Below are 25400 nucleotides of genomic sequence, written 5' to 3'. Positions count from 1 at the left end.
AAAGCGCAAGCCTGTTTTGGCCGTCAAATGATAATTAATGCAAACAGGCTGGTGTTGGATGTTATCGAGGCAAATATATGGACGATGAGCAATTAGCCCGGACTGAATTAGACGAGCTTTACCGCAAATTTTCTTCAAGCAGCCAAGGGTTGTCGACTGCACAGGCAGCTTCGCAGTTAAAGTTATCCGGTCCGAATATTATCAGCAAAGCTCGCGGCGAGTCTCAATTGAAGGCTTTTTTTAAATCATTTTCAAGCATGATGGCTGTTTTGCTTTGGGTGTCTGGTGTGATTGCAATCTTTGCCGGCATGAGCGAACTGGGCGTCGCGATCTGGACTGTCAATGTGATTAACGGCCTCTTCTCTTTTTGGCAGGAGTTTGCTGCAAAAAAAGCGACCGATTCTTTGATGAAACTGCTGCCAACGTATGCACATGTTTATCGGGATGGCAAACTGCAGCAGATTGATGCCACACAACTGGTTCCTGGCGATATTTTTTCGGTTCAGGCCGGCAATTCTGTTTCTGCTGATGCACGGATCATTGAATCAGACGAACTGGAGGTTGATGAATCAGCCTTAACTGGCGAATCCCTGCTTGTCAGCAAATCTTCTGCCTTTGCAAAGGGAGCCGGTAAATTTGCATATAGTAATCTGGTTTATGCTGGTACGACTGTTGCCAGCGGCAGCGGGCTGGCAATTGCTTTAGCGACCGGTATGAAGACGGAGTTTGGCCAGATTGCCCGTTTGACCCAATCCACTAAACAAGTCGATTCACCGCTTCATTTGGAACTCAATCGCCTGACTCGACAATTATCAATTATTGCGGTCTCAATTGGGATCCTGTTTTTTCTTGCCGCTGTTTTCTTTGTGAAAAATCCAATCGCCAAATCCTTCATTTTTGCTCTAGGCATGATCGTCGCATTTATTCCGGAAGGACTTTTGCCGACTGTGACCTTGTCTTTAGCACAAGCCGTCCAACGTATGGCACGCAAAAATGCGTTGGTTAAAAATCTCAATTCTGTCGAGACTTTAGGCGAAACGACTGTGATTGCCACCGATAAGACGGGTACGCTGACGCAGAACCAAATGACGATTAACCATGTTTGGACTAAAGAATCCGAGTATGAGGTGACTGGGGAAGGCTATGTGAAAAATGGCCAGATTCGCGAAAAAAACAAACCAATTCATTTAGACAGGCATCCGGCCCTAAAACAATTGATCACGATTACCAGCCTCGATAACGACACTGAGGTACAGCCGGCCAAATCCTTAAAGGACCGCCCGAAAATCATTGGCACACCAACTGAGGCGTCTCTGGTTATCCTGGCGCAAAAATCAGGTATCGATTTAGCCGCTTTGAAACAAACTTTACCGCGAATTCATGAACTGACCTTTGATTCCAGACGCCAGCGTATGTCAACCATTCATCAAGCCGGCGACGGCAAACGCCTTATTCTGACTAAAGGTGCTTTGGATTTTGTTTTGTCAGTGACAGACCGTATTTTGGATCACGGTGTTGAGCGTGCCATCAACGATGAAGACAAGGCGGAAATTCTCGCGGCTAACCGGCGTTATGCTGGTGATGGCCTGCGTTCTCTGGCTTTTGCCTACCGTAGTTTTGAAGACGATAGCGACCCTAAGACTTATCATGTCAGCAATTGCGAGCAGCATCTGATCTTTGTTGGCCTGGCCGCTATGTCCGACCCGCCGAGACCGGAAATATATGAAGCCATCCGCAAGGCACATGCAGCCGGTATCAAAATCATCATGGTGACTGGTGATTCTGAATTAACCGCCAAATCGATCGCAACAAGGATTGGCCTTGTCTCTGAATCAGCTCGTGTTGTGACAGGCGCAGAACTTTCCAAAATGACGACCGATCAGCTCACGGATGCGTTGGCGGGCGAGATTATTTTCGCTCGAGTAGCACCGGAACAAAAATATCAAATTGTCACAGCCCTGCAATCCATGGGGCATATTGTGGCGTCCACTGGTGATGGCGTCAACGATGCGCCAGCCCTAAAGAAGGCTAATATCGGTGTGGCAATGGGTGTCACAGGCACTGATGTGGCCAAGGACGCCGCCGATATGATTCTGACCGACGATAATTTTGCGTCGATCGTGGCTGCCATTGAAGAAGGGCGGGTTGTTTACGCAGATATCCAAAAGTTTTTATTGTATATTTTAAATTCCAATTTGCCGGAAGCTGTTCCATCCATGCTGTTTTTGCTTTCGGGAGGGACGATTCCGCTCTCTTTGACTGTCATGCAGATTTTAACGGTTGATTTAGGAACTGATATGCTGCCGGCCTTGGGACTTGGCGCTGAAAAAATCGAAGCTGGTGTGATGGATCAGCCTCCCCGTGATCGGCATGCTCATTTGCTGACAAAAAATCTTTTGCTAAAGGCGTTTGCCTGGTATGGGCTTTGGGGCTCAATCATCTCAACGGCTGCTTACTTCTTCGCCAACTGGACTTTTGGCTGGCCTGGCCAAGCTTTGGTATCGTCGGGAGGCGATTATCGAAAAGCCACCACAATGACGCTGGCTGGGATCGTTTTCTTCCAAATTGCTGCAGCATTGAATGCCAGAACACAGCGAACGTCAGTCTTTAAAATCGGCGTTTTCTCAAATTATCACATTGATTTTGGGATTTTATTTGAAATCCTGCTGCTGTTGTTGCTGATGTATGTGCCTTTCTTACAGAACCTGTTTCAGACAGGTCCGCTAAACAGCAATGAATGGCTGCTGTTAGCATGTATCCCGGTTCCAATGGTTCTGTTAGAAGAAGCTCGCAAGGCTTTGGTGAGAAAGTACCGGCACCCAAGCTGATTGAGATAATATTGACCGCCTCATGCGGTTTTTTTACTATACTTAGAGATAAATTATCTACGATGAAGGGGTTTTATTTTGACTGAGCAATTCCGATATAACGCATTTAGCGATTATTCATCTTTTAATCCGGCCGAGGAGCTTAAAAAGATTCATATGATTGACGACCAATTTGTCAAACAGTCGTTTTCGGTCAATCTGAAGCATTTTTTTGACCATCTGTTTCCTAATTGCCAGTCAAAACAGAGCTTGATAGAAGCCCAGGCCAATATCTTGATTGTCGATACTGTGCCGCTGGACCAATTATGGCAAAATACGCTGACCGAACTCCCTGCTGAACAATTCTATGCGGCTATTTGCCAAATACTGGATTTTAATGCCGGGCTTGATTTTGAATTGACAGCCAGCAGAGACTTTTTAACAAAGAGCGGTCAGAAAATTCTGCCAGATGAGACAGTCGATACAGCTAATTTGGTGCAGTTTATGTTCAATGCTTTGAATTTGCGTTCAGCGAACGGTTTAAGCCTGATTGACAACCTGGTCAATGACGGTTATTTGCGAAAAGCTTGGCCGCAGGATCTGCCTTTGCCTTTGTTTTTCGCCGGTAAAACACTGGCCGTTGTCCCAAAATCTGATTTGATTAGTGAAGCTGTTTATGTGGATTCCCAATTAGATGGCGACCATGACGGCAAAAATGATTTAATTCAGTTGGTTTTGACGCGGCCCAAACAGTCCGGTCCCGATTTAAAGGTACCGGTTATTTTAACGGCCAGTCCCTATTATTACGGCACGAACGATATGGCCGAGGATGTTCATAACCCGGATGGTGACTTAGCAGTTAAAGACAATTTTGATTTTGCTGATCAACCAATTGCTGATGACCAAGTGCTTTTACCAGCCTTGACCGCTGATCAACAAAGCCAGTCAGTTGCTTTTCAACAGACTTTGAAAAGTGGCGCTGCCTCTTTTCCATTGAATGATTATTTTTTGGCCCGCGGTTATGCGGTGGCTTATTATGCCGGCCCTGGCACACGCGGGTCAGACGGCCTGCGTTCTTCCGGCGGGCCCGATGAGACGATTGCTTGTTGTGCAGCCATCGAGTATTTAAGTGGACACCGTCTAGCTTTTACAGATAAAACAGCTAGCCATAGTCTCCATGCCGACTGGTCTAATGGTTCGGTAGCCATGACTGGCCGCAGCTATCTTGGAACTTTGGCAACAGCTTGTGCGACACGCAATCCAGCTGGGCTGAAGACCATTATCTCCGAATCCGCTATCTCTTCTTGGTATGACTACTACCGTGAGAACGGTCTGGTGGTCGCACCTGGCGGTTTTCAGGGCGAAGACGCTGATGTTTTAGCATTAGACACATTTTCGCGCTGGTTTGATGCTGCTGAAATGGCAAAAAGCAAGCAGATTTTTCAGGACAGCTTAGCAGAAATGAAGGTTGAAGAAGACCGTACAACGGGTAATTACACAGCTTTTTGGGACAAGCGCAATTATCTAAAAGACGCAGGCAACATTAAAATTGATTGTTTATATACTCATGGATTGAACGATTGGAATGTTAAACCGATCAATGTTTTCAATATCCTAAAAAGTCTGAAAGGAACAGGAGACGCAGCAGCTAAAGTGATTCTTCACCAGGGCCGGCACATCAGCCCGCATGATATTCGTTCTTTGGATTACCTAGATATCTGTAATCTATGGCTCAGCCATGAGCTTTATGGCCAAGATAATCAGGTTGAAAAAAGCTTGCCGGATGTCATGGTAGAAGATAATCTGGATCCGGAAATTTGGCACAGCCAGCAGGATTGGGCTAAAAGTGAACGCCATCAATCTACTGTTTTGGCTGCATTGTCGAGTGCCAAGACAGCTGGCTATGATGATGATCTGGGCCAGATTTATCGGGAAAACTATCACGATTACACAAGCTACGAAAAAGATTTTTATGCAGGTGATGCGCGTTTTGCCAAATCTACTGCTGTTTTTGATCTGCCATCATTTGGCGAGGCAACGATTAATGGCCGCGTGCAGGTTGATTTGCGCATTCAGACAGATCGGACCGTTGGCCTGGTCACAGCAGCTTTAGTCGAATTAGATGCTAAAGAACATGCTAGCCAAACAACCAAGGCGATTTTAAACCGTGGTTTTCAATTGAGCCTTGGCGACAGGCAAGTCCCTTTGCGTGATTTCTTCAAGCAATCAGTGACGGCTCACTTGATCGCAAACGGTCATCTGAATCTGCAGAATCTGAAAGGGCCTGGGAAAATCAACCAACTAAAGCCCGATCAATATGTCCAGGCCGTTTTCTATTTGCAGCCGACCATTTATCGTCTGACTGACCAAACCAAGCTGCGTTTATATATTTTTGGCAGCGATATGCAATACACGCTTCACCCCAGGACAGTTCAGCACTATCAGCTTGATTTGGAAAAAAGTCATGTGATTCTGCCCTTGAATTCGTAGTTCCGGTAAAAATCCGGTATAATGGAATAGCGGGCAAACGCCGCTAGTGAATCAGGTCAGGACAGGAATGTAGCAGCCTTAAACTAGTCAGGCGCTGTGCTCGTTTTTATTTCTGCAATGTTAGAATTTTATTAATGTATAAAGCACTTTATCGACAATACCGGCCGCGCACTTTTAGTGATTTGGTCGGCCAAAAAGTAATCGCACAGACGCTAGAAAATGCGCTGAAAGAGAATAAAGTCGGGCATGCTTATCTGTTTGCCGGTCCTCGCGGCACTGGCAAGACATCAGTGGCCAAGATTTTTGCGCGCGAAATTGAAGGAATTCCTTCTGATAGCGACCAGGATACTTTTACAGATATTATCGAAATCGACGCGGCTTCCAATAATGGTGTTGACGAGATCCGCAATCTTCGCGATGCTGCCAATTACGCACCGATTGAATATCCTTTTAAGATTTATATCATTGATGAAGTACATATGCTGTCGACCGGCGCTTTTAATGCACTCTTGAAGACAATCGAGGAGCCGCCGGCGCAAGTTAAATTTATTTTGGCAACAACCGAGCCTCAGAAAATACCAGCAACGATTCTCAGCCGTGTACAGCGTTTTGATTTTCGGCGTATCAGTGTTGAAGATATCGTTGCCCGTTTGCAGTACGTCTTGGAGGATCAAAAAATTGCCTACGATCCTGAGGCGTTGACTGTAATTGCAAACGCTTCTGACGGCGGGCTGCGGGATGCTTTGTCAATTCTTGATCAGGCTGTTGCTGTTTCGACGACCGGCCGAATCGAATTGTCAGATGCTTTTGAAATTACAGGGAGCAGCCGAATCGATGATCAGCTGGCTTTCCTTAGTCACCTGCTCAATAAACAGACTGACCAGGCTTTTGAAGACCTGCACCGTTTGCTGCTTGACGGCAAAGACCCTGTTCGTTTTGCTGAAGATCTGCTGGTTCTATTAAAAAATCTCATGCTGGTCAAAATTGCGCCTGAGTTGGTCAAGGAAACCGATAGCCAGAAGATTCGGGCATTTTCGGCCGGTTATCATAATGCCGTTTTTCAACAAGCCATTGATTTGGTTGCTGATAGTCTGACCAAAATGAAACAAACAACCCGGCCGGAACTCTACTTAGAGATTTTGGCTGTCAAAATTGTTTCACAGCAAAGCGAGTTGCAGCCTAAACAGGCCGCCATCGTTGATCAGGTTCCAGCTGACTCGGTTGCTGATGCCGCTGAACCAAGTGAACAAGCAGCAGATAATACTCCAGTGGCCCAACAATTAGACAATGCTCATGGCAATTCAAGCAGCGAAGCTGACAAAGATAGTCAGCCCGCGCGGCCTGTAGATAAGCCGCGAACTGTCGAACAACAGATTCCGACAAAAAAAGTACTAACAAGTTCAACGCCGGTTAGTACCGATAGTGCAGCGGCTTGGCACGTGATGGCCGAAGCTGTTAAAGAAGAGCTGCGTGCAGTTCAAGACGCTTGGCCTGATATTCAAGCCGATTTTGATCCGGCAGTCCTGATGCTGGCCGAAAATGCTGAACCGGTCGCGGCCAGCCGAACCGCCTTGATTTTTGCCTTTAACCATCCTGAATTGGCTGATGCGGCAGCTGAGACAGCTGATTTTGTTGGCAAACTAGCAGAAAGCCTATCAGATTTATTAGGAGTCGATTACCAGCTCGTTTTTATCAGCGATACCGCTTGGATGACTTTAAAAAAGAATTATATTGCCAAACTGCATGGTGCTGATATTGATCCGCCGATGCCGGTACCTGAGTTAAAAAAAAACGAAGCAGATAGCCAAGCCGCTTTAAGCCAAAGCCCACAACTGCAACCGGATATTCCTGAAAAATCTAGTGAAGCTGTGCCTGAAGAAGCTGGTGACAATGCCGATGTGGTTGAAAAGGCAGAAAAGTTATTTGGAAATATTGTCAAAGTGAAGGGTGAGAAATAATTTATGCAGTATCCTGATGCGATTGCAAAATTGATTGAATCATATAGCAAGTTGCCGGGTATCGGCAGAAAGACAGCCACTCGGCTGGCTTTTTATACCTTAGGCATGTCAGAAGAAGATGTGAGCAATTTTTCAGAAAGTTTAAAAGCCAGCAAATCAGATCTGACTTTTTGTCAAGTATGCGGCTTTATCACGTCAAAAAGTGATAATCCTTGTGTGATTTGCAGCGACCCTTCTCGCGATCAAAGTAAAATTTTTGTTGTTGAAGACAGCCAAGATGAGATGGCTATTGAAAGCACACACGATTATCACGGTCTTTATCACGTACTGAACGGCGTTTTGTCGCCAATGGCAGGGCGCGGACCAGAGGACATTAATGTGAGCAGTTTGATCACCCGCCTGTCCGATCACCCAGAGGTCAAAGAGGTGATTATCGGATTGAACGCATCCACAGAAGGAGAGGCGACGACTTTGTACCTGGGTCGTCTTATCAAGCCGGCTGGGATCAAAGTAACGCGTCTGGCGTTAGGATTATCAATGGGAACCAATGTTAACTACGCAGACCAGCTGACATTGACGCAAGCTGTTAATGGGAGGACAGAAATATGATCTGGGGTAAAAAAATTTCTTATAGCGAATTTTTCCACGAAAATCTGATTGCTGCTGTCGGGCGTCTCCAGGATGCTTACGACGCTGCTCTTCAGACAGAAAGAAATTTGCAATCCGGGCATGTCAATCAGCGTATTATTCATGCTAAAACGATGCTGGCCAAAGACAAACAAGCCTATTTGATGCGCCAGATTCGCCTAAAAGATATTGGAGTCCGTAAATGAGTCGTGGCTATTTTATTTCAATCGAGGGGCCTGATGGCGCTGGCAAGTCCAGCTTAATTGACCGCTTAACGCCTAAACTGTATGCCTTGCTGGGCGACCGGTTTTTTCAAACGCGCGAACCGGGCGGTGTGCGTATCTCTGAGGCAATCAGAAAAATCATTTTAAATAATGATTACTCGGAAATGGATGCCCGTACCGAGGCTTTGCTGTTTGCCGCTGCCAGAGCCCAGCACGTTACTGAGAAGATTCGGCCTGCCTTAGCAGCCGGCAAAATTATTCTTTCGGATCGTTTTCTCGATTCATCGATTGCTTATCAGGGCGGCGGCCGCGGCTTAGGGGTTCAAGAAGTTCGCCAAATCAACCTCTTCGCTACTGCCGGACTGCAGCCGGACTTGACACTGTTGCTCGACTTGCCTAGCGAAGTCGGCCTCGCAAGAATTATGAAACACCGCAAAAATGATGTTGATCGTATGGACCAGGATCCCTTGGCTTTTCATCAAAAAGTCCGTCAGACTTATCTGCAGCTCGCACAAGCTGATCCTGGGCGTATAAAAGTCATCGATGCTTGTGAAAGGGCTGAAAAAATTGCGGATAATGCTTTACAATTAATTCAAGAAAGTTTGAAAGGTAAAATATGAAACTTATTACTGCAATTGTACAGGACAAAGACGCTTCTTCAGTTGCCAATGCCTTAGTGGAAAATAATATTCGAGCAACGCGTTTGGCCTCAGCCGGGGGATTTTTGCGGTCTGGCAACTCGACTTTTTTGATTGCTGTCAGTGACGAAGATGTCAATAAGACAATTGATGTGATCAAAGAACATTCCAAGACGCGAAAACAGTTTGTCACACCACCAGTTGGCTTGGATATGAGTTTGGACACAATCGGCGAGCCTATTGAGGTAGAGATTGGCGGTGCGACTATTATCGTACAAGCCGTCGAGGATTTTCAACACTTTTAATGTCGGCCATGACCTTAAAAGTGAATTCGTTGCAAGATCATTTTCTTCAATTAATCGATGCCGGTAAGCTCTCGCATGCTTACCTTTTTCTTGGTCAAAGCCAAGACCAAATACATAATTTCATCGCAGCCCTTGCTGCTGAAATCCTTCACGAAAACTCCTCAGAGAACGTTTTTGAGAATGGCCAATTGATGCAGGTAGATCTTTTGACGGGCAAAAAAACACTTTCAGTTGATCAGATGCGCGAGTTGCAGATTTTCTTCTCCGAAAAATCATCACAAGCTCGAATTGCAGTGATTGATCACGCGGATCAAATGACCGATGCCGCTGCAAATTCAATTTTAAAATTGATTGAAGAGCCTTTTGACAATCAATATTTCTTTTTTCAGGCAGCTGTTTTTAATCAGATTCTGCCGACTATTTTATCGCGTGTACAGCTGATCCAGATGCCGAAAACTTTCGGTCGAGAAGTGCAATCACGGCTCGTGGCCGATGGGTTATCGCAAGAAGATGCCGCTTTTGTCAGCGCTGTCAGCACTTCTTTAGAAGAAGCACAGACCTTTTTATTGGCTGGCTTTGCGATTAACCTTAAAAATGCGATCGATAAATGGTTGTCAATGATACTGACGGGTGATTACCGGGTTTTTGCTTTTGTTCAAACGGATTTAATCACCTTTGCCGACACGATTGATCATCAGCGTTTGTTTGCTGCTGGGGTCAGTTACGGTCTCAGCCATGTTTTAAAACAGCAAAAGGATACGAAAACCGCTGATATATTGGCTTGCTGGCTGGACATCTCGTCCCGGCAGCGATTCAATGTTGCCTGGCAGGTGATTTTAGAGACTTTTGCACTTGAAGCATTAAGGATAAGTGATGGAACAAAAAAGTTTTCAGACAAGTAAATATGGCAAACTTTATCTTGTCCCGACGCCAATCGGCAATTTGACAGATATTACGCTCAGGGCATTATCTGTTTTAAAAGAAGTCGATTTGATCGCGGCTGAAGATACACGGCATTCCGGGATTTTGCTGCAGCATTTTCAGATCAAAAAGCCTCTCATCAGCCTCCATGAACATAATTATGCTCAACGGGTACCGGAACTGATTGAAAAATTAAAAGCAGGCACGACTATTGCACAAATTTCCGATGCCGGCATGCCGTCTATTTCGGATCCTGGCCACGAATTGGTTCTAGCAGCAATTAAGGCCGGCATTGACGTGATCAGCCTGCCTGGCCCAACTGCAGGTATGACAGCTTTAATTGCCAGCGGTTTGCCGGCTGAACGTTTTGCCTTTATTGGTTTTTTGCCCAAAAAGAGCAGTGAACAGCAGCAATTATTATCAGCTTGGCAGAATGTGGATGCGACATTGATTTTCTACGAATCGCCTTATCGTATTCAAAAGACATTATCGGCGATGCAGGAACAATTTTCCGAGCAGGCACAAGTTGTTCTGGCCCGCGAACTTACCAAGAAATTCGAATCTTATTTTCGCGGCAGCCTTGCTCAGGCCTTGGATTTTGTGGCAGAAAATGAGCCACGCGGGGAATTTGTGATCTTACTGCACCCCGTCCCTCAGGAAAATACGTTATCTGAGGCTAGTATCAAAGAAGCTGTCCAGCGGCGTATTGACCATGGTGAAAAGGCCATCGACGCAATCAAAGCTTTGGCTAAGGCTAGCGGCCTGCATCGTGCACAGGTTTACGATATTTATCATAAGGAGAACTAATGTCTAAAATTTATTCCGAAGATTTATATATTAAAGATTTCTATTGCGACCGAACGGCTAAATTGTCCATCCCTATGATTGCCGAATTGGCTATAGCTAGCAGCATCCAACAGACGGCTGAAATGGGGATTGGTATGAAAGAGCTGCATGCAATTGACCGCGGTTGGGTCTTGCTGCAGTATGATATTCAAATTAACCGCCGGCCGGATTCTGGCGAAAAAATTCGTTTGACGACTGATCCAAAAAAACGCAATCAATTCTTTGCACTGCGTGTTTTTGATTTTTATGATGCCGATGGCAATCTTTTAATTCATATTGATTCCTTGTGGGCCATGATTAATTTAAAACGCCGGCGTCTTGTTTCGCTGCTAAATGAATTTGTCGATCCGCTGAATGGGCAGAGTGTCGAGCATCTGGAAAAACTGCCGAGCCCGAATTTGCTGGATCGCACTTTTACCGGCAGTGCTATTGCCGTTGAAGAGGTCAAGAGCACTTACTTTGATATCGATACGAATCAGCATGTGAACAATTCAAATTATCTGAAGTATTTTTTGCTGCCGATTAAAGAGGATTTTTTGCTGCATCACGAGGCCAAACGCATTATTGTTAAATACACGAGGGAGATTTTAGAGGGTCAGACCGTGGCTTCTAAAACGCAATTTGTTAACCCTTTGGCAAGTATTCACGAAATTTCTGATGATTCTGTCATTAATGCAACTGCAGAAATTGAGTGGCGGTAATGCAAGTGATAATATTGTCAAGGAGAGATTTGGAAGATAATAGGAGGTTCACATGAATGTTTTAGTAACGGGTGGTGCTGGTTATATTGGATCGCATACAGTCGATAGATTGCTGGCTCACGGCGATCAGGTGACGGTTGTCGACAATCTTTGGACTGGCCACCGCGCTGCTGTGCCTGCGCAAGTACCCTTTTATGAGGCTGATGTGGGGGACAAAGCGGCCATGAAAAAGATTTTTGATGAGAATAATTTCGATGCTGTTGTACACTTCGCCGCTTTGACACAAGTTGGCGAATCAATGGCAAAACCACTTTTTTACTTTGACAATAATACATATGGTGTGATTTCTTTGCTGGAAGCAATGCGTGACCATGATGTTAAAAAAATCGTTTTCTCGTCCTCTGCTGCTACTTATGGCGTGCCTGAGCATAATCCAATCACTGAAGAGGAACCGCAAAAACCGATTAACCCTTATGGTCTGACAAAACTGCAGATGGAAGAAATCATGGGTTGGTGCGATCAAGCCTACGGTATCAAGGGGGTTGCACTGCGTTATTTCAATGTTGCCGGTGCCAAACCAGATGGTTCGATCGGAGAAGACCATAATCCCGAAAGCCACATGATTCCTAATATTTTAAAGACAGCTCAAGGCAAAAAAGATAAAATGGTCATCTTTGGGGATGATTATAATACGCCTGACGGCACCAACGTGCGCGATTATGTCCATGTCGTTGATCTAGCAGATGCCCACGTCCTGGCTTTAGGCTATCTGCAGCGGGAAAACAAATCTAATCGTTTCAACCTGGGTACTGAGCAGGGGATGTCAAACAAGCAGCTGATTGATGCTGCTAAAAAAATTACTGGTGTTGATTTTAAAGTCGAAGTCGGCCCTCGCCGCGCTGGTGATCCGGATGCTCTTGTTGCCAGTCCTAAAAAGGCCAAGGAAGTGCTGGGTTGGGATCCTAAACTCAGTAATGTGGAAGACGAAATGAAAACGGCCTGGAATTGGATGACAAAGCATCCTAACGGCTACGATGATCAAAAATAATGAAGATTTTATCGATTGATACAAGTGGATCAAGTTTAAATGTTGGCCTGTTAGATTCTTCGACCGGCCTTTTTTTTGCACACGAACACACAACAGACGAAGCGCGCACGCATTCAATGAAAATTCTGCCGGCCATTCAGGCATTGATGACAAAAGCCGGATGGTCCTTTGACCAATTGGAAAGGATTGCATTGACGGCTGGGCCTGGGTCTTTTACCGGTCTTCGAATAGGCGCGGCTGTGGCCAAAATGATCGCTGGCCAGACATCAGCTGAATTAGTTCCTGTATCAACGCTGGAAATGATTGCCCTTAGTGCGCGTTCATCAGCTGCAACTAGCTATCTGCCGATGATCAATGCCCGCAACCACAATGTTTTTGCTGCTATTTGCCGCCCAGGGAAGCCTTTGGATGATGAAGGGCATTGGCCATTTGCAGATTTTTTGTCCAAAGCTCCGAAAAACAGTATTTTTGTCTTCGAACAGGGGACAGGTGATGATTTTAAAGCGGAAATCCAAACAGCAGGATTGAAGTTTATCGAACAGCCATCAGAAAAACTCATTGATGCCAAATTATTAGCACAGCAAGGCTTATCAGCCGCAAGGGCTGATGCTGATAGTTTTGCGCCGCGTTATTTGCGCAAGACGGCTGCTGAAATGGCTTGGCTGAAAAAACATCCGGACGCCGGTGATGGAGACTACGCCAAATATGTTTCTGAAGTCTAAAAAAATCGAAGGATTTACTGAGCATGAGATTTCGATTGCCGGGAAAAAAGTGTTGATTCGACAGGCGGACCTAGAGGACAGCAAAAAACTTGTTGCTATTGAGGAAGCTGTTTATACTGGACTAGCTCCCTGGAATCAATTGGCTTTTGTGACTGAGATTGCTTACGGCCGGCACAATTTATATCTTTCGGCCAGTGTCGAGAGACAGGCGATTGCATTTATTGGATTGACATATCGCCGCAACAGCAAGGACTTGCATATTACAAATATTGCTGTGCTGCCAATATGGCAAAGCAAAGGGTTAGGCAGTTACTTGCTGAACTATGCTGGGAAAATCGCCCAACTAAATCATTTGCAGCGCCTCACGCTGGAAGTACGCCGGTCTAACGCACATGCACGCCGTTTATATGAAAAAATTGGTTTTAAGAAAAAATCGGAATTGATTGGTTACTATAATGATGATCACGAAGATGCAATAGAAATGGAGTGGCTGTTTTGACAGCAAAACAAGATAATTTAATTTTGGCCTTTGAGTCTTCGGCGGATGAGACCAGTGCAGCAGTTGTAAAAAACGGTCACGAAATTCTCAGTAATATTGTGGCAACGCAAATTGCCAGTCATCAACGCTTTGGCGGGATTGTCCCCGAGGTCGCCAGCAGGCACCATTTGGAGTGGATCAACCGTGTGACAAAAGAAGCCCTGCAGGAGGCATCCGTAACTGATCCGGCTGCACAACTATCGGCAGTGGCTGCGACATACGGCCCTGGGCTGGTTGGTTCTTTATTGATTGGCTTAATGGCCGGTAAAACGTTTGCGATGGTTCACGACCTGCCCTTTATTGCTGTTAATCACTTAGCAGGGCATATCAGCGCAGCTAATTTTGTCCAGCCGACCAGTTATCCAGCCATGGCTGTGATGGTTTCTGGCGGACATACCGAATTACTTTGGATGGCAAAGGAAAACTCTTTTCAAATTATCGGCACAACTCTAGATGATGCCGCCGGCGAGGCTTTTGATAAAGTGGGCCGCATTCTCGGGCTGAATTATCCTGCCGGCAAAGAAATGCAGGAAATGGCAGCAAAGGGGCAAGCCAACATTCATTTTCCGATCGCACACACGGAAAACACCTTTGATTTTTCTTTTTCCGGCTTGAAGTCGTCTGTTTTAAATTATGTGCATCATGCTGATCAGCTTTCCGAGCAGATTAATAAAAATGATGTTGCGGCGAGTTTTCAAAAAGCGGTTGTGGAAGCGATTATTGAAAAAACCGAAGCCGCAATTCAAGTGTTTCAACCCGTGCAGCTTCTTCTAGGTGGTGGTGTTGCGGCAAATCTAGCTTTGCGCACAGCGATTGAGCATCTGGCCCAGACCTATCATTTGAAACTGACAGAGGCGCCGATTTCACTGGCAGGTGATAATGCGGCGATGATTGGTGCAGCCGCGTATCTGAATTTTAAAGCCGGCCGTTTTTCAGGGCTGGATTTGAATACGGATCCATCTCTGAATTTTTCGAGAATGTGATTATTTCACATTTTTTGTGATTTTTTTATCTAGTTCGTTTACAATGTAATAGAAATGGTTCTGGGGGACTTTAAAGGATATGACTTCTGAAAATCAAATACCGCGGGCGACTGCACAACGTTTGCCGATTTATTATTATTATTTATCCACATTGAATGATGCTGGTATCAAGCGGATCAATTCCAGCGAAATTTCTGAGGCGATTAAGTTCGATGCAGCTACAGTTCGCCGCGACTTCTCTTACTTTGGCGCTTTGGGCAAACGCGGATTCGGTTACGATGTCAGCGCGCTCTTAAGCTTCTTTAGTAAGGTATTGTCGCAAGATAAGCTGAACAAAGTGGCCGTGGTTGGTGTTGGAAATCTAGGCCAGGCTTTGATGAAAAATAATTTCAGTCATACCAGCAATATTGAAATCGTCATGGGCTTTGATGCTGACGATGATAAGCGCTCGATCAAGCTGGTAAACGAAATGGGAAAATCGGTTCCAGTTTATCATGTTAAAGAATTGGCAGAACGGCTGCATGCCAACAATATTACGATCGCTATTCTGACAGTGCCGGAAAAAGCAGCTCAAGAAGTGACCGATCAATTAGTTGCAGCTGGTATCAAGGGAATTTTGAACTTCTCACCGATTCGGATCACGGTACCATCCAGTGTCCGTGTTCAGAATGTCGATTTGACGACCGGTATGCAGACTTTGATCTATTTTGTGGATAATTTTAAGAACATTAAAAGCGCTAAATAAAGCGTTTTTTTATTATTTTCTAAAATAGTCAGGATTTGTCAAAAAGTTTGACCTTTTTTGACCAATTGCGTTATAATTTTACGCGGAACAAATTAAAGGAGGTTTTTAAATTCATGATTAAACCATTAGGTGATCGAATTGTTCTTAGTATTGACCAGCCCGAAGAAGAAAAGGTTGGTGGGATTTTAATTGCAAACAACGCCAAAGAAAAACCAGTTACAGGTTCTGTTGTGGCAGTTTCTGAAACGGGAATTGGGGATACTGAAGCTCCTAAGTCTGTCAAAGTCGGCGACAAAGTAATGTTTGATAAATACGCCGGTTCACAAGTTACGATCGATGGAGAAGATTATCTCATCGTTCACGAAAAAGATATTCTGGGGGTTTTGTAATTCATGGCTAAAGAAGTACGTTTTTCTGAAGATGCCCGCACACGTATGCAGGCAGGAATCGACAAGTTGGCAAATGCTGTTAAGACAACGATTGGTCCTAAGGGACGCAATGTTGTTTTGGAGCAGAATTACGGTACACCAACGATTACAAATGATGGTGTCACAATTGCCAAAGCCATCGAATTAGACGACCATTACGAAAATATGGGTGCCAAGCTCGTGACTGAAGCCGCTTCTAAAACTAATGATGTTGCCGGTGATGGTACGACAACTGCGACTGTTCTGACACAAGCAATCGTTAACGAAGGCTTGAAGAACGTGACAGCTGGTGCTAATCCTGTCGGCATTCGTGCCGGTATTGAAAAAGCCACTGCCGCCGCTGTATCTGCTTTGAAAAAGGAATCTCATGAAGTTAAAGACTCTTCTTCTATTCAGCAAATTGCTTCGATTTCGGCTGCAAATGAAGAGACGGGCAAGTTGATTGCTGATGCTATGGAAAAAGTTGGTCATGATGGCGTCATCACGATCGAAGAGTCCAAGGGTATCGAGACCGAATTAGACGTCGTTGAAGGTATGCAGTTCGATCGTGGATACATGAGTCAATATTTTGTCACAGATAACGACAAAATGGAGACTAACCTGGATAATCCTTATTTGCTGATTACCGACCAGAAGATCGGCAATATCCAAGATATTCTGCCTGTTTTGCAAAGCGTTGTTGAACAAGGCCGTTCGCTTTTGATCATCGCTGATGATATTACAGGCGAAGCATTGCCAACACTTGTTTTGAACAAACTGCGCGGTACCTTTAATGTTGCTGCTGTCAAAGCGCCTGGATTTGGCGATCGCCGTAAGGCACAATTACAGGATCTGGCCATTTTGACTGGCGGTACTGTGATTACTGAAGACTTGGGCCTTCAATTGAAGGATGTCGCCATTGACCAATTAGGCCAGGCAAACCGTGTCAATATCACAAAAGACAAGACCACGATTGTTGAAGGCAAAGGTGATAAATCTGCCTTGGCTGACCGCATCAAGGGTATTCGTCAAGAGATTGAAAATACGACTTCTGATTTTGATAAAGAAAAGCTGCAGGAACGTTTGGCCAAACTGGCTGGCGGTGTTGCTGTTGTCAGAGTCGGTGCTGCAACCGAAACTGAATTAAAAGAGAAGAAATATCGTATTGAAGATGCTTTGAATGCAACTCGTGCCGCTGTTGAAGAAGGCTTTGTTGCTGGTGGCGGTACTGCTTTGATCGATGCTATCCCAGAAGTCAAAAAAGTGACTGATGGTTTGTCGGGCGATGAAGCTACTGGTGCCCGCATTGTTCTGCGTGCTTTGGAGGAACCACTTCGTCAGATCGTTGAGAATGCTGGCCTTGAAGGTTCTGTCATTGCTCAGCGTGCTAAGACTGAAGATCCAGAAGTCGGCTATAACGCTGCAACTGGCGAATGGGTAAACATGATTCAGGCCGGCATTGTTGATCCAACTAAAGTTACTCGCTCAGCTTTGCAGAATGCTGCTTCTGTTTCGGCTATGATTCTGACTACCGAAGCTGTTGTTTCCGAGCTTCCTAAAAAAGATGAACCTGCTGCACCAGCTGGAGCCGGTGCAGGCATGCCAGGTATGATGTAAACTTATTTTTCACATAAAATCCCGGATTGTTCCGGGATTTTTTTGTTATTCTTATATCTTGTGTTCACAAAAATGCTTGATGGAGGAGGAAAAAAATTATGACGCAGCACACTTTTTTTGATCTATTCAAACCATCCTGGTACATTCACCAAATGTCCGGTTGGTCAAGGTCTTCATATATTCTTTTGATTTTTGGCTATCTATTTATTGCCTGGCAGACTTTTACAAGTCCGCTCAGTACGATTGCAATTTGGACATTTATTGCGGCCATCCTTGGTTTTACAACCACCTTGGCAATTACGAATACTCGTCCGCTAAACGGCGTCTTCGGCTTAATTTCGGCCCTGATTTATATCGTGGTGGCTGTAGCGGCACACAATCCATCGGATGGCCATTCTGCAGGCCGTTTACATCGTCTTGCTGGATATTCCAGTATTGATTTCGCCTAATTGGGCGATCGACGTGGAAAAGAAAGTTCGGCGGATTGCTGAAGTTGATCAGCGTGGCGAAAAACATTCAGCTGCCTATTGGTATCGTTTATTTGCATTTTCTTTTATTGCAGCCTGGATTCTGCTTTATTTATTTGAAATTTATATCACTAAAACACCTCGTCCAATGATTGATTCTTTCACGGCTGCTATTGGTATCACGGGTGCTTTGTTAACAACTTTGCGTTTCTCAGAATCTTATTATTTTTGGATTATCCAAGGATTGGCACAAGTGATTTTGTGGGGAATTACAGCAGCACAAGGGGATGCTTCTCTAGTCCTATTCTTCACTTATATGCTTTACTTGGCTAATGATGCAGTTGCTTTATTGGACAAACGAATTGCTTGGTTTCACCATGCAAACTAAAAAGACCGAATATGCGGTCTTTTTTTGTGTCACGACATAAGGCAATTGAATACAAAAAAGACCAGCAATCTGATTGCTGGTCTTTTCAATTAACCAAGACGGTTGTAATATTCAACGATCAGAGATTCGTTAATATCAGCACCGAGTTCTTCGCGCTCTGGGAATCGAACTAATTTGCCTTCCAGCTTATCAGCATCGAATTCAACGAAAGGTGTGTTATGCAGAGATGACTCAACTGCGTTAATAATTGGAGTGATCTTCTTGGAACGGTCGCGAACGGAAATCATTTCTCCGGGCTTGACTTCAAAAGAAGGGATCGTCACACGCTTGCCGTCAACCAGGATATGGCCATGATTGACAAGCTGGCGTGACTGAGCACGTGTAGTTGCTAAACCAAGACGGTAGACAACTGAATCCAAACGTGTCTCCAATAAAATTAAGAAATTAGTACCGTGCAAGCCCTGACGGATCTTGCCGGCTTTTAAGAACAAATTATGGAATTGACGCTCAGTCAATCCATAGGTGAAACGAAGCTTCTGCTTTTCACGCAATTGCGTTGCATATTCAGAAAACTTAGGGCGGCGGCCGGTATTACCGTGGTCGCCAGGTGCATAAGGGCGTTTTGCCAATTCCTTGCCAGTTCCCGAAAGGGAAATGCCAAGACGACGGCTTAAACGCCACTTTGGTCCGGTATAACGTGACATATTTTCTCCATTCTGTTGTAAATGGGCTAAACCAAGATTCGTGCAAAACAGCTTCGGTTCTACAGCTTGCCTACTCAAAGATTTGCTTTGAAACTGACTTGTTGACGAGCTTCTCGTTTAACTGCTGCAAACAACCCTTATATACTACACGGATTTTGGTTTTTAAGCAAGCTGAGCCGCTTCCCACGTTCGTGTGAAGGCGAACTAGATTTTAAGAAAAGCTGATGTTCTTCAAGAATCAGGCAAACAAGTCATAAAATAATGACAGCTATGGTTTGGGTATTAATAATTTCTATAATTCTATTTCTGACATATCTGGCAGCAATTCTTTTTCAGCGGTCCTTTGCACGGAGATCCAACGAAATCGTGGATGCAAAGGACAAATTGGCACAGATCAATGTCCGCCAGGCTTTGCTGGATGCTCGCAAACTGAGTTTGACAGGTAAATCGCTGCATGATTATCAGCGTTTGGAAGCAGATTACAATGACATTGAGAATTCCAAGTTCCTTCATATTGAGCAGCTAGCCAACTCGGTTGTTTTTGATGCACGCGGATTAAACGTCTTTAAGACACGAGAAGAATTTAATACTTTGGATGCAACATTGCAAGAAACGCAGGCCAAGATTAAAGATATCCAAGACGGCCTTGAAAAACTCAACGAAGTTGATCAAGAACATCGTAAAGCAGTTGATGAATTACGGGTTCGTTATGACCGCCTGCGCAAAAAAATACTGGCCGAGTCGTTTAAATACGGCCCAGCCGCAGAACCTTTGGAAAATGTTCTGTCCGGCTTGGAAGACAATTTTGCGAAATTTGTCAAATTAACCGAATCCGGTGACCATAGTGCGGCTACTGATGTTTATGAACGTTTGCGTGTTGAGACCAATGATCTGGAAAAAAAGATGATTGATATTCCGCCGCTTTATGACAAATTAGTCAATCGTTATCCAGCTAATTTTAAAGAATTGCAAAGCGGGGCCGATACCTTAACAAAACGCGGCTTTGTGTTTGACGCAGATCCTAACGTCGTTATCTCCGATATGAAGAAAAGCTATCAACGGATTTCTGATAGTTTAAAGGCATTGAATCTTAAAAAAACGACTGAAGCACAGGCTGTTTTGGAGGTTCAGATCAAAACTTTGTACGACACGATTGATAATGAGTTTGGTGCCGAATACGATGTTAAGAAAAATGATCGCAAACTAAGTGGTGAACTGGCCCATGTTCGTGCGCAAAATCAGGAGCTGACTCTGGAAATTGATCGTTTAAACCAGCGTTTTATCTTGTCGCACTCAGAGGTCGAAGACACCCGCGGTTGGGCAGAACAGATTAAATCAGTTGCTGCGCAAAACGACGGCAATGTGAAACGCTGGCGGGAAAAGAAGGCGCCTTTTACAGCTTTGCGCCAAACGCAGCTAGGCCTATTCAAACAATTGGACCAAATTTCTAAAAATCAGCGTGATCTGTATGTCACAATCAGTTCCTATCCGCAGGTTTTTGATGATTTAAAACGAATTTCACTTCAATATGCTGGCGAACTTTCTAATATTCGTCGTGTGTTGGAACAGGTTGATATGCCGGGATTGCCAGCTGATTATCGCCTGCAGTTTATCTCCGTGCAGGATGAAATCAAATCGCTTAACGAAATGGTGGCTTCAGCCCGAGTGAATTTGGACGATGCACAGCGCCAGGCGCATGAAGTGACAACCGATCTGGCAGATTTGAAATCCAGCTCGTCGGAATTGTATGTCAATGCAAATTTGGCGGTTGAATTAATTCATTACGCTAATCGCTATGTTGACCGCCAGGAAATTATCAGTGCCTTGCAGCAGGCTAGATTATATTATGAACGTGATCTGGATTATAGCCGGACAGTCGATATTGTCGGACGCGCCTTAAATCAAGTGGAAGCCGGCAGCTACAGGCGTTTGCGAGATGGCTATGTCAATCGCAATCAGACACCTTTCTAGCTTGAAAGGCAGGCGGCATTTAGATATACTTAAAGACAACTTAGAGGAGTAAGCTTTATTGTGTTCAGAGATCTGACGTTTGCTGCGAGTCAGACACAAGCCGGCCGAAGGTTGCTAAGAGATTGCGGAAAATAAATATTAAGCGGCTTGGCAACAGGCAACTTGGGTGGTACCACGCAGAAGCGTCCCGGGATTTTTCCTAGGGCGCTTTTAATTTGATGATGCAAGCTAGATTATTGTTAATAAGAAAAATTTTAGAGCTGACAATTCACGATAAATGGCATTTAGCAGCTGTTTTATTTTTGATAGCTGCTTTGGTGATCTTTTTCCGCTTAAGAAGAAAGGGCAAGTGAGATGCGCGAGATTAAAATGTCGACCAAATATAATCCGACCGAGGTCGAAAAAGGGATGTACGACCGTTGGCAAAAAGCCGAACTGTTCAATCCAGACGTTGACAAAAAACTAAATAAACAAAAATATGCCGATGCACAGCCTGAGGCATATTCAATTGTCATTCCACCGCCAAATGTGACTGGCAAACTGCATCTGGGCCATGCCTGGGACACGACTTTACAAGACATGCTGATCCGTCAAAAACGCATGCAGGGTTATGACACTTTGTGGCTGCCAGGCATGGATCACGCTGGTATTGCCACTCAAGCTAAAGTCGAAGCACGCTTGCGCGAACAAGGGATCAGCCGTTATGATTTAGGTCGGAAAAAATTCGTTGATCAGGTCTGGCAGTGGAAAGACGAGTATGCCAGTATTATTAAATCTCAGTGGGAAAAATTAGGTCTTTCGTTAGATTTTACGCGGGAACGCTTCACTTTGGATCAAGGGCTGAATGATGCCGTTCGTAAAGTTTTTGTTGATATGTACAAGAAAAAATTAATTTACCGCGGCGAGTACATCATCAACTGGGATCCTCAAGCGCGTACAGCTCTGTCTGATATTGAAGTCATCCATAAAGACGATCAGGGCGCTTTTTATCACGTTAAATATCCTTTTGTTGATCCAGATTATGTGTTTAACGGCCAGCATTATATCGAAATCGCGACCACGCGCCCAGAAACAATGTTCGGCGACACGGCCGTGGCTGTTAATCCTTCTGATGAGCGCTATAAAGACTTAGTCGGCAGAAAAATTCGTGTACCTTTGGTGAACCGTGAAGTTGAAATCATTGCTGACCAGTATGTTGATAAGGATTTTGGAACTGGTATGGTCAAGATCACGCCAGCACATGATCCCAATGATTTTCAAGTGGGCAATCGTCATAACCTGCCTCGCATCAACACGATGAATGAAGATGCTTCAATGAATGAAAATGCCGGGCCATACAAGGGAATGGATCGTTTCCAAGCGCGCAAAGCTATGGTCGCGGACCTAAAAAGCGGCGGTTACATGCTGAAAATTGATCCGATTGTCCACTCTGTTGGCCACTCAGAAAGAACTGACGTCCAAATCGAATCACGTTTGTCGACGCAGTGGTTTGTTAAAATGCAGCCTTTAGCACAGCAAGCCTTAAAGATGCAGGGAATTACTGATGAACATGTCGATTTTTGGCCGACTCGTTTTGAAGATACCTATACAAAGTGGATGGAGAATGTCCATGATTGGGTCATCTCCCGTCAACTTTGGTGGGGTCATCGCATTCCGGCCTGGTATCGAAAAGACGCAAGCGGAAAAACCGAGACTTATGTTGGTTTGACAGCACCCAAAGGCGATGATTGGGTACAGGATCCAGATGTTTTGGATACTTGGTTTTCCAGCGCTTTATGGCCTTTTTCAACGATGGGCTGGCCGGATACGAAAAGTCCTGATTACAAACGTTTTTACCCGACTACGACAATGGTGACAGGCTATGACATTATTTTCTTCTGGATTAGCCGTATGATTTTTCAAGGCCGGCAATTTACTGGCCAGAGGCCCTTTAAAAATGTCCTGATCCACGGCTTAATTCGTGATGCCCAGGGACGCAAGATGTCTAAGTCATTAGGAAACGGCATCGATCCCATGGATGTGATTGCTAAGTATGGCGCTGATGCCTTGCGTTGGTTTTTGTCAACGGGTTCAACGCCGGGCCAAGATTTGAATTTCTCTTATGACAAGATGGATTCGGCTTGGAATTTCATTAATAAAATTTGGAATGTCTCCCGTTATGTGTTAATGAACCTCGATGATAATACACTGGTACAGCTGCCGTCAGCTGATCAAATGACGTTGGCCGATCGTTGGATTTTGTCGCGTTTGACTGCCACGATCGACAAAGTAACAAGCAATTTTGATAAATTCGAATTTGGTGAAGCTGGACGTCAGCTGTATAACTTCATTTGGGACGATTTCGCCGATTGGTATATCGAGATGACTAAAGAGACGCTAGGCGCTGGTGGCAATAAAGGCAAGACGCCGGTTCAGCAGATTTTAGCTTATGCCCTCGACCAGACATTACGACTGCTGCATCCGATTATGCCTTTTGTCACAGAGGCTATTTGGCAGCAGCTGCCCGGCCGGAAAGCACAAGAAAGCCTTGTGATCGCTGACTATCCAACTGTTAATCCGGCTTTATCCGATAAACAAGCTGAGACATCATTTTCTGCCTTGCAGGATCTGATAACAGCCATTAGAAATATCCGGTCTGAAGCCAAAGCAGCCATTTCAACGCCTGTTGATATTCTGATTCAGACAGAAGACAACGATTTGAGAACTGTCTTCCAGGAGAATACAGATTATATTCAGCGATTCGGCCACCCTAAGTCGTTAGTGATTGCGCCGGATATTCAAGCTCCAGCTTTGGCGATGTCTCAGGTAATCAATGGTGCAGTGGTGTATGTGCCTTTGGCTGAGTTGGTTGATTTGGGCGAAGAAGTTCAGCGTTTGGAAAAACAAGCGGCAAAATTCCAAGCCGAAGTCAAACGGTCTAGCGGCAAACTGGCCAACGAGAAATTTACATCGTCAGCACCAGAAAAAGTTGTCGCAGCAGAAAGAGAAAAGCTGGATGACTGGCAGGCTAAATTATCAGCTACACAGGAACGGATTCAGACATTAAAAGAAAGCAGCCATGATTGAAAACGCAGAACAAGCTATTTCCTGGATTCATTCTCTGACCCGCCCTGGTCTTCGAGTGGAACACGATACCCAAAAAAGAATGCTGGCTTTACTAGAGAGTTTGGGTCACCCAGAGAAAAAACTACCGCCGGTCATTCATGTGACCGGCACCAATGGCAAGGGATCTGTTTCGCGCTTTTCGCAGGCTATTTTGACTGCCAGCGGCTTTAAGACTGGCCTCTATATTTCTCCTTTTATTATTAAATTTAATGAGCGGATTGAAATTGACGGCCAATATATTTCTGATAGCGATTTGACCGTCTACACACAGCGGATCGCTGATTATTATACAAACCAGACTGAATTTGAAGTGATTACTGCCATTGCGCTCCTGTATTTTTCCGAATCCCACCTGGACGCCTTGGTGATTGAAGTTGGTATCGGCGGCCTTTGGGACTCAACCAATGTGATAGATGCCACGGTGGCAGTTATTACTAGTGTTGGCATGGATCACATGGACATTCTTGGCGACACATTAGCGAAAATTGCTTACCAAAAGGTCGGTATCGTTAAAAAAACCACGAAAGCGCTGCTTTACGGCCGTTTGCCCAGTGAAGCTAAAGAGGTTGTGGAAAAACAGGCTCAGCATCTGCAGGTACCCTACGGTGAGATTGATAGCAAGCTGAAAGTTTCACGCGGCTACTATCAAAGATATAATGCGGCCTTGGCTTGGGCTGTGGTCAAAATTTATCTGCATAATATTCTGCCAAATGAACGCTTCTTGGAGATAATCGATTTTTGGACAACTGATAAATTGATCAAATTTATTAACCACGTTTCCTGGCCGGCCCGCATGGAAATTATTTCTAAAAATCCTCTGATTATCGTTGATGGCGCACATAATCCACAAGGGCTTGCCATATTGACTGATTCGCTGCTGCGTGAATATGGTGATCGGGAGCAATTAATTGTGTTCGGTCATTTGGAAAAGAAAAAAATTTCAGTTAGAAACTTTGATAATCTACCTTTTGCCAAGGTTTTTCCAGTTAATTGGGAATCATACCGTCAGACAGCTGAATCGGATCATTATGAAGAATGGCATAAACAGTTGGACGAACTGCTTGAAAAAATAGACAATGAAAAGCAGATGATCGTGGTGACTGGATCCCTCTATTTCGTCAGCCAGGCGCGGATTTATCTGAAAAATAAATTGCAAAAAAAGTGAAAAGGCGCTGAAAAACTGCGTGT

The 25400-nt window shown here is 44.7% G+C and carries 21 protein-coding genes, 1 other RNA gene and 1 pseudogene; 22 read left to right on the top strand and 1 reads right to left on the bottom strand.

What is annotated here, in order from left to right; all coding sequences use genetic code 11:
- Window positions 1-77 precede the first annotated feature (77 nt).
- From ABF487_RS00200 to pnuC, 19 genes and pseudogenes are all read left to right on the top strand, one after another.
- Entirely contained in the window at window positions 78-2828 is a 2751-nt protein-coding gene (locus tag ABF487_RS00200) for a cation-translocating P-type ATPase (protein WP_415634160.1), read from the top strand.
- Window positions 2829-2906: 78 nt separating this feature from the next.
- Complete coding sequence (locus ABF487_RS00195; protein ID WP_415634159.1) at window positions 2907-5297, top strand: Xaa-Pro dipeptidyl-peptidase; 2391 nt, start codon at window positions 2907-2909, stop codon at window positions 5295-5297.
- Window positions 5298-5317: 20 nt separating this feature from the next.
- Window positions 5318-5416: signal recognition particle sRNA small type (gene ffs, locus ABF487_RS00190), an RNA gene on the top strand.
- A 15-nt stretch (window positions 5417-5431) separates the two neighbouring features.
- Window positions 5432-7255 carry a DNA polymerase III subunit gamma/tau gene (gene dnaX / locus ABF487_RS00185; RefSeq protein ID WP_415634158.1) on the top strand — a complete coding sequence of 608 codons (1824 nt, stop codon included), beginning with the start codon at window positions 5432-5434 and terminating at the stop codon, window positions 7253-7255.
- A gap of 3 nt (window positions 7256-7258) precedes the next feature.
- Window positions 7259-7864, top strand: a complete 606-nt coding sequence (gene recR / locus ABF487_RS00180) for a recombination mediator RecR (protein ID WP_007747210.1) — start codon at window positions 7259-7261, stop codon at window positions 7862-7864.
- Window positions 7861-8088 (top strand): hypothetical protein, encoded by a 228-nt coding sequence (locus ABF487_RS00175; RefSeq protein ID WP_007747208.1) that lies wholly within the window; start codon window positions 7861-7863, stop codon window positions 8086-8088. Before recR ends, ABF487_RS00175 begins: the two co-directional genes overlap by 4 nt.
- The gene (gene tmk / locus ABF487_RS00170) at window positions 8085-8726 is read left to right on the top strand and encodes a dTMP kinase (protein ID WP_007747207.1); all 642 of its coding nucleotides are present in this window, start codon (window positions 8085-8087) and stop codon (window positions 8724-8726) included. Before ABF487_RS00175 ends, tmk begins: the two co-directional genes overlap by 4 nt.
- Window positions 8723-9049: a cyclic-di-AMP receptor gene (locus tag ABF487_RS00165; protein WP_007747206.1), complete on the top strand. Its 327-nt coding sequence runs from the start codon at window positions 8723-8725 to the stop codon at window positions 9047-9049. The genes tmk and ABF487_RS00165 overlap by 4 nt, the downstream gene beginning before the upstream one ends.
- Window positions 9050-9057: 8 nt before the next feature.
- Window positions 9058-9951, top strand: a complete 894-nt coding sequence (locus ABF487_RS00160) for a DNA polymerase III subunit delta' (protein ID WP_415634157.1) — start codon at window positions 9058-9060, stop codon at window positions 9949-9951.
- Window positions 9923-10777, top strand: coding sequence for a 16S rRNA (cytidine(1402)-2'-O)-methyltransferase (gene rsmI, locus ABF487_RS00155; RefSeq protein ID WP_263779690.1), 855 nt, complete (start codon window positions 9923-9925; stop codon window positions 10775-10777). The genes ABF487_RS00160 and rsmI overlap by 29 nt, the downstream gene beginning before the upstream one ends.
- Window positions 10777-11517, top strand: a complete 741-nt coding sequence (locus ABF487_RS00150; RefSeq protein ID WP_415634156.1) for an acyl-[acyl-carrier-protein] thioesterase — start codon at window positions 10777-10779, stop codon at window positions 11515-11517. Before rsmI ends, ABF487_RS00150 begins: the two co-directional genes overlap by 1 nt.
- Window positions 11518-11569: 52 nt before the next feature.
- Window positions 11570-12565 carry a UDP-glucose 4-epimerase GalE gene (gene galE / locus ABF487_RS00145; protein ID WP_415634155.1) on the top strand — a complete coding sequence of 332 codons (996 nt, stop codon included), beginning with the start codon at window positions 11570-11572 and terminating at the stop codon, window positions 12563-12565.
- Window positions 12565-13287, top strand: coding sequence for a tRNA (adenosine(37)-N6)-threonylcarbamoyltransferase complex dimerization subunit type 1 TsaB (gene tsaB / locus ABF487_RS00140; protein ID WP_415634154.1), 723 nt, complete (start codon window positions 12565-12567; stop codon window positions 13285-13287). Before galE ends, tsaB begins: the two co-directional genes overlap by 1 nt.
- Complete coding sequence (gene rimI, locus ABF487_RS00135; RefSeq protein WP_415634153.1) at window positions 13271-13786, top strand: ribosomal protein S18-alanine N-acetyltransferase; 516 nt, start codon at window positions 13271-13273, stop codon at window positions 13784-13786. Before tsaB ends, rimI begins: the two co-directional genes overlap by 17 nt.
- Window positions 13783-14808, top strand: coding sequence for a tRNA (adenosine(37)-N6)-threonylcarbamoyltransferase complex transferase subunit TsaD (gene tsaD / locus ABF487_RS00130; protein WP_415634152.1), 1026 nt, complete (start codon window positions 13783-13785; stop codon window positions 14806-14808). Before rimI ends, tsaD begins: the two co-directional genes overlap by 4 nt.
- Before the next feature lie 79 nt (window positions 14809-14887).
- Window positions 14888-15553: a redox-sensing transcriptional repressor Rex gene (locus ABF487_RS00125; RefSeq protein ID WP_007747184.1), complete on the top strand. Its 666-nt coding sequence runs from the start codon at window positions 14888-14890 to the stop codon at window positions 15551-15553.
- A 113-nt stretch (window positions 15554-15666) separates the two neighbouring features.
- Window positions 15667-15942, top strand: coding sequence for a GroES family chaperonin (locus ABF487_RS00120; protein WP_007747182.1), 276 nt, complete (start codon window positions 15667-15669; stop codon window positions 15940-15942).
- Between the two features lie 3 nt (window positions 15943-15945).
- Window positions 15946-17577, top strand: a complete 1632-nt coding sequence (gene groL, locus ABF487_RS00115) for a chaperonin GroEL (RefSeq protein ID WP_263779699.1) — start codon at window positions 15946-15948, stop codon at window positions 17575-17577.
- 95 nt (window positions 17578-17672) lie between these two features.
- Window positions 17673-18432, top strand: a pseudogene (gene pnuC / locus ABF487_RS00110) (nicotinamide riboside transporter PnuC).
- An 89-nt stretch (window positions 18433-18521) separates the two neighbouring features.
- Here the strand turns inward: pnuC and rpsD are convergent.
- Entirely contained in the window at window positions 18522-19136 is a 615-nt protein-coding gene (gene rpsD, locus ABF487_RS00105) for a 30S ribosomal protein S4 (RefSeq protein WP_007747173.1), read from the bottom strand.
- A gap of 270 nt (window positions 19137-19406) precedes the next feature.
- On the opposite strand from rpsD, the gene ezrA reads away from it, so the two are divergent.
- From ezrA to ABF487_RS00090, 3 genes are all read left to right on the top strand, one after another.
- Window positions 19407-21107, top strand: coding sequence for a septation ring formation regulator EzrA (gene ezrA, locus ABF487_RS00100; RefSeq protein ID WP_415634151.1), 1701 nt, complete (start codon window positions 19407-19409; stop codon window positions 21105-21107).
- 354 nt (window positions 21108-21461) lie between these two features.
- Entirely contained in the window at window positions 21462-24173 is a 2712-nt protein-coding gene (locus ABF487_RS00095) for a valine--tRNA ligase (RefSeq protein ID WP_415634150.1), read from the top strand.
- Window positions 24166-25377, top strand: a complete 1212-nt coding sequence (locus ABF487_RS00090; protein ID WP_415634149.1) for a bifunctional folylpolyglutamate synthase/dihydrofolate synthase — start codon at window positions 24166-24168, stop codon at window positions 25375-25377. The genes ABF487_RS00095 and ABF487_RS00090 overlap by 8 nt, the downstream gene beginning before the upstream one ends.
- Window positions 25378-25400 lie beyond the last annotated feature (23 nt).

This window comes from Oenococcus sp. (assembly GCF_047725585.1).
Taxonomy (GTDB): Bacteria; Bacillota; Bacilli; order Lactobacillales; family Lactobacillaceae; genus Oenococcus; species Oenococcus kitaharae_A.
Note: the sequence above shows the minus strand (reverse complement) of the source record. Positions and strands in the feature narration are given on the sequence as shown.

What these genes read in the sequence shown, in the direction of transcription:
- ABF487_RS00120 (WP_007747182.1), top strand. Translation starts at nt 15,667, where the DNA reads ATGATTAAACCATTAGGTGATCGAATTGTTCTTAGTATTGACCAGCCC.
- ABF487_RS00150 (WP_415634156.1), top strand. Translation starts at nt 10,777, where the DNA reads ATGTCTAAAATTTATTCCGAAGATTTATATATTAAAGATTTCTATTGC.
- ABF487_RS00165 (WP_007747206.1), top strand. Translation starts at nt 8,723, where the DNA reads ATGAAACTTATTACTGCAATTGTACAGGACAAAGACGCTTCTTCAGTT.
- rimI (WP_415634153.1), top strand. Translation starts at nt 13,271, where the DNA reads ATGTTTCTGAAGTCTAAAAAAATCGAAGGATTTACTGAGCATGAGATT.
- groL (WP_263779699.1), top strand. Translation starts at nt 15,946, where the DNA reads ATGGCTAAAGAAGTACGTTTTTCTGAAGATGCCCGCACACGTATGCAG.
- recR (WP_007747210.1), top strand. Translation starts at nt 7,259, where the DNA reads ATGCAGTATCCTGATGCGATTGCAAAATTGATTGAATCATATAGCAAG.
- ABF487_RS00095 (WP_415634150.1), top strand. Translation starts at nt 21,462, where the DNA reads ATGCGCGAGATTAAAATGTCGACCAAATATAATCCGACCGAGGTCGAA.
- galE (WP_415634155.1), top strand. Translation starts at nt 11,570, where the DNA reads ATGAATGTTTTAGTAACGGGTGGTGCTGGTTATATTGGATCGCATACA.
- ABF487_RS00160 (WP_415634157.1), top strand. Translation starts at nt 9,058, where the DNA reads ATGACCTTAAAAGTGAATTCGTTGCAAGATCATTTTCTTCAATTAATC.
- dnaX (WP_415634158.1), top strand. Translation starts at nt 5,432, where the DNA reads ATGTATAAAGCACTTTATCGACAATACCGGCCGCGCACTTTTAGTGAT.
- tmk (WP_007747207.1), top strand. Translation starts at nt 8,085, where the DNA reads ATGAGTCGTGGCTATTTTATTTCAATCGAGGGGCCTGATGGCGCTGGC.
- ABF487_RS00125 (WP_007747184.1), top strand. Translation starts at nt 14,888, where the DNA reads ATGACTTCTGAAAATCAAATACCGCGGGCGACTGCACAACGTTTGCCG.
- ABF487_RS00175 (WP_007747208.1), top strand. Translation starts at nt 7,861, where the DNA reads ATGATCTGGGGTAAAAAAATTTCTTATAGCGAATTTTTCCACGAAAAT.
- ABF487_RS00200 (WP_415634160.1), top strand. Translation starts at nt 78, where the DNA reads ATGGACGATGAGCAATTAGCCCGGACTGAATTAGACGAGCTTTACCGC.
- ezrA (WP_415634151.1), top strand. Translation starts at nt 19,407, where the DNA reads ATGGTTTGGGTATTAATAATTTCTATAATTCTATTTCTGACATATCTG.
- rsmI (WP_263779690.1), top strand. Translation starts at nt 9,923, where the DNA reads ATGGAACAAAAAAGTTTTCAGACAAGTAAATATGGCAAACTTTATCTT.
- tsaB (WP_415634154.1), top strand. Translation starts at nt 12,565, where the DNA reads ATGAAGATTTTATCGATTGATACAAGTGGATCAAGTTTAAATGTTGGC.
- ABF487_RS00090 (WP_415634149.1), top strand. Translation starts at nt 24,166, where the DNA reads ATGATTGAAAACGCAGAACAAGCTATTTCCTGGATTCATTCTCTGACC.
- rpsD (WP_007747173.1), bottom strand. Translation starts at nt 19,136, where the DNA reads ATGTCACGTTATACCGGACCAAAGTGGCGTTTAAGCCGTCGTCTTGGC.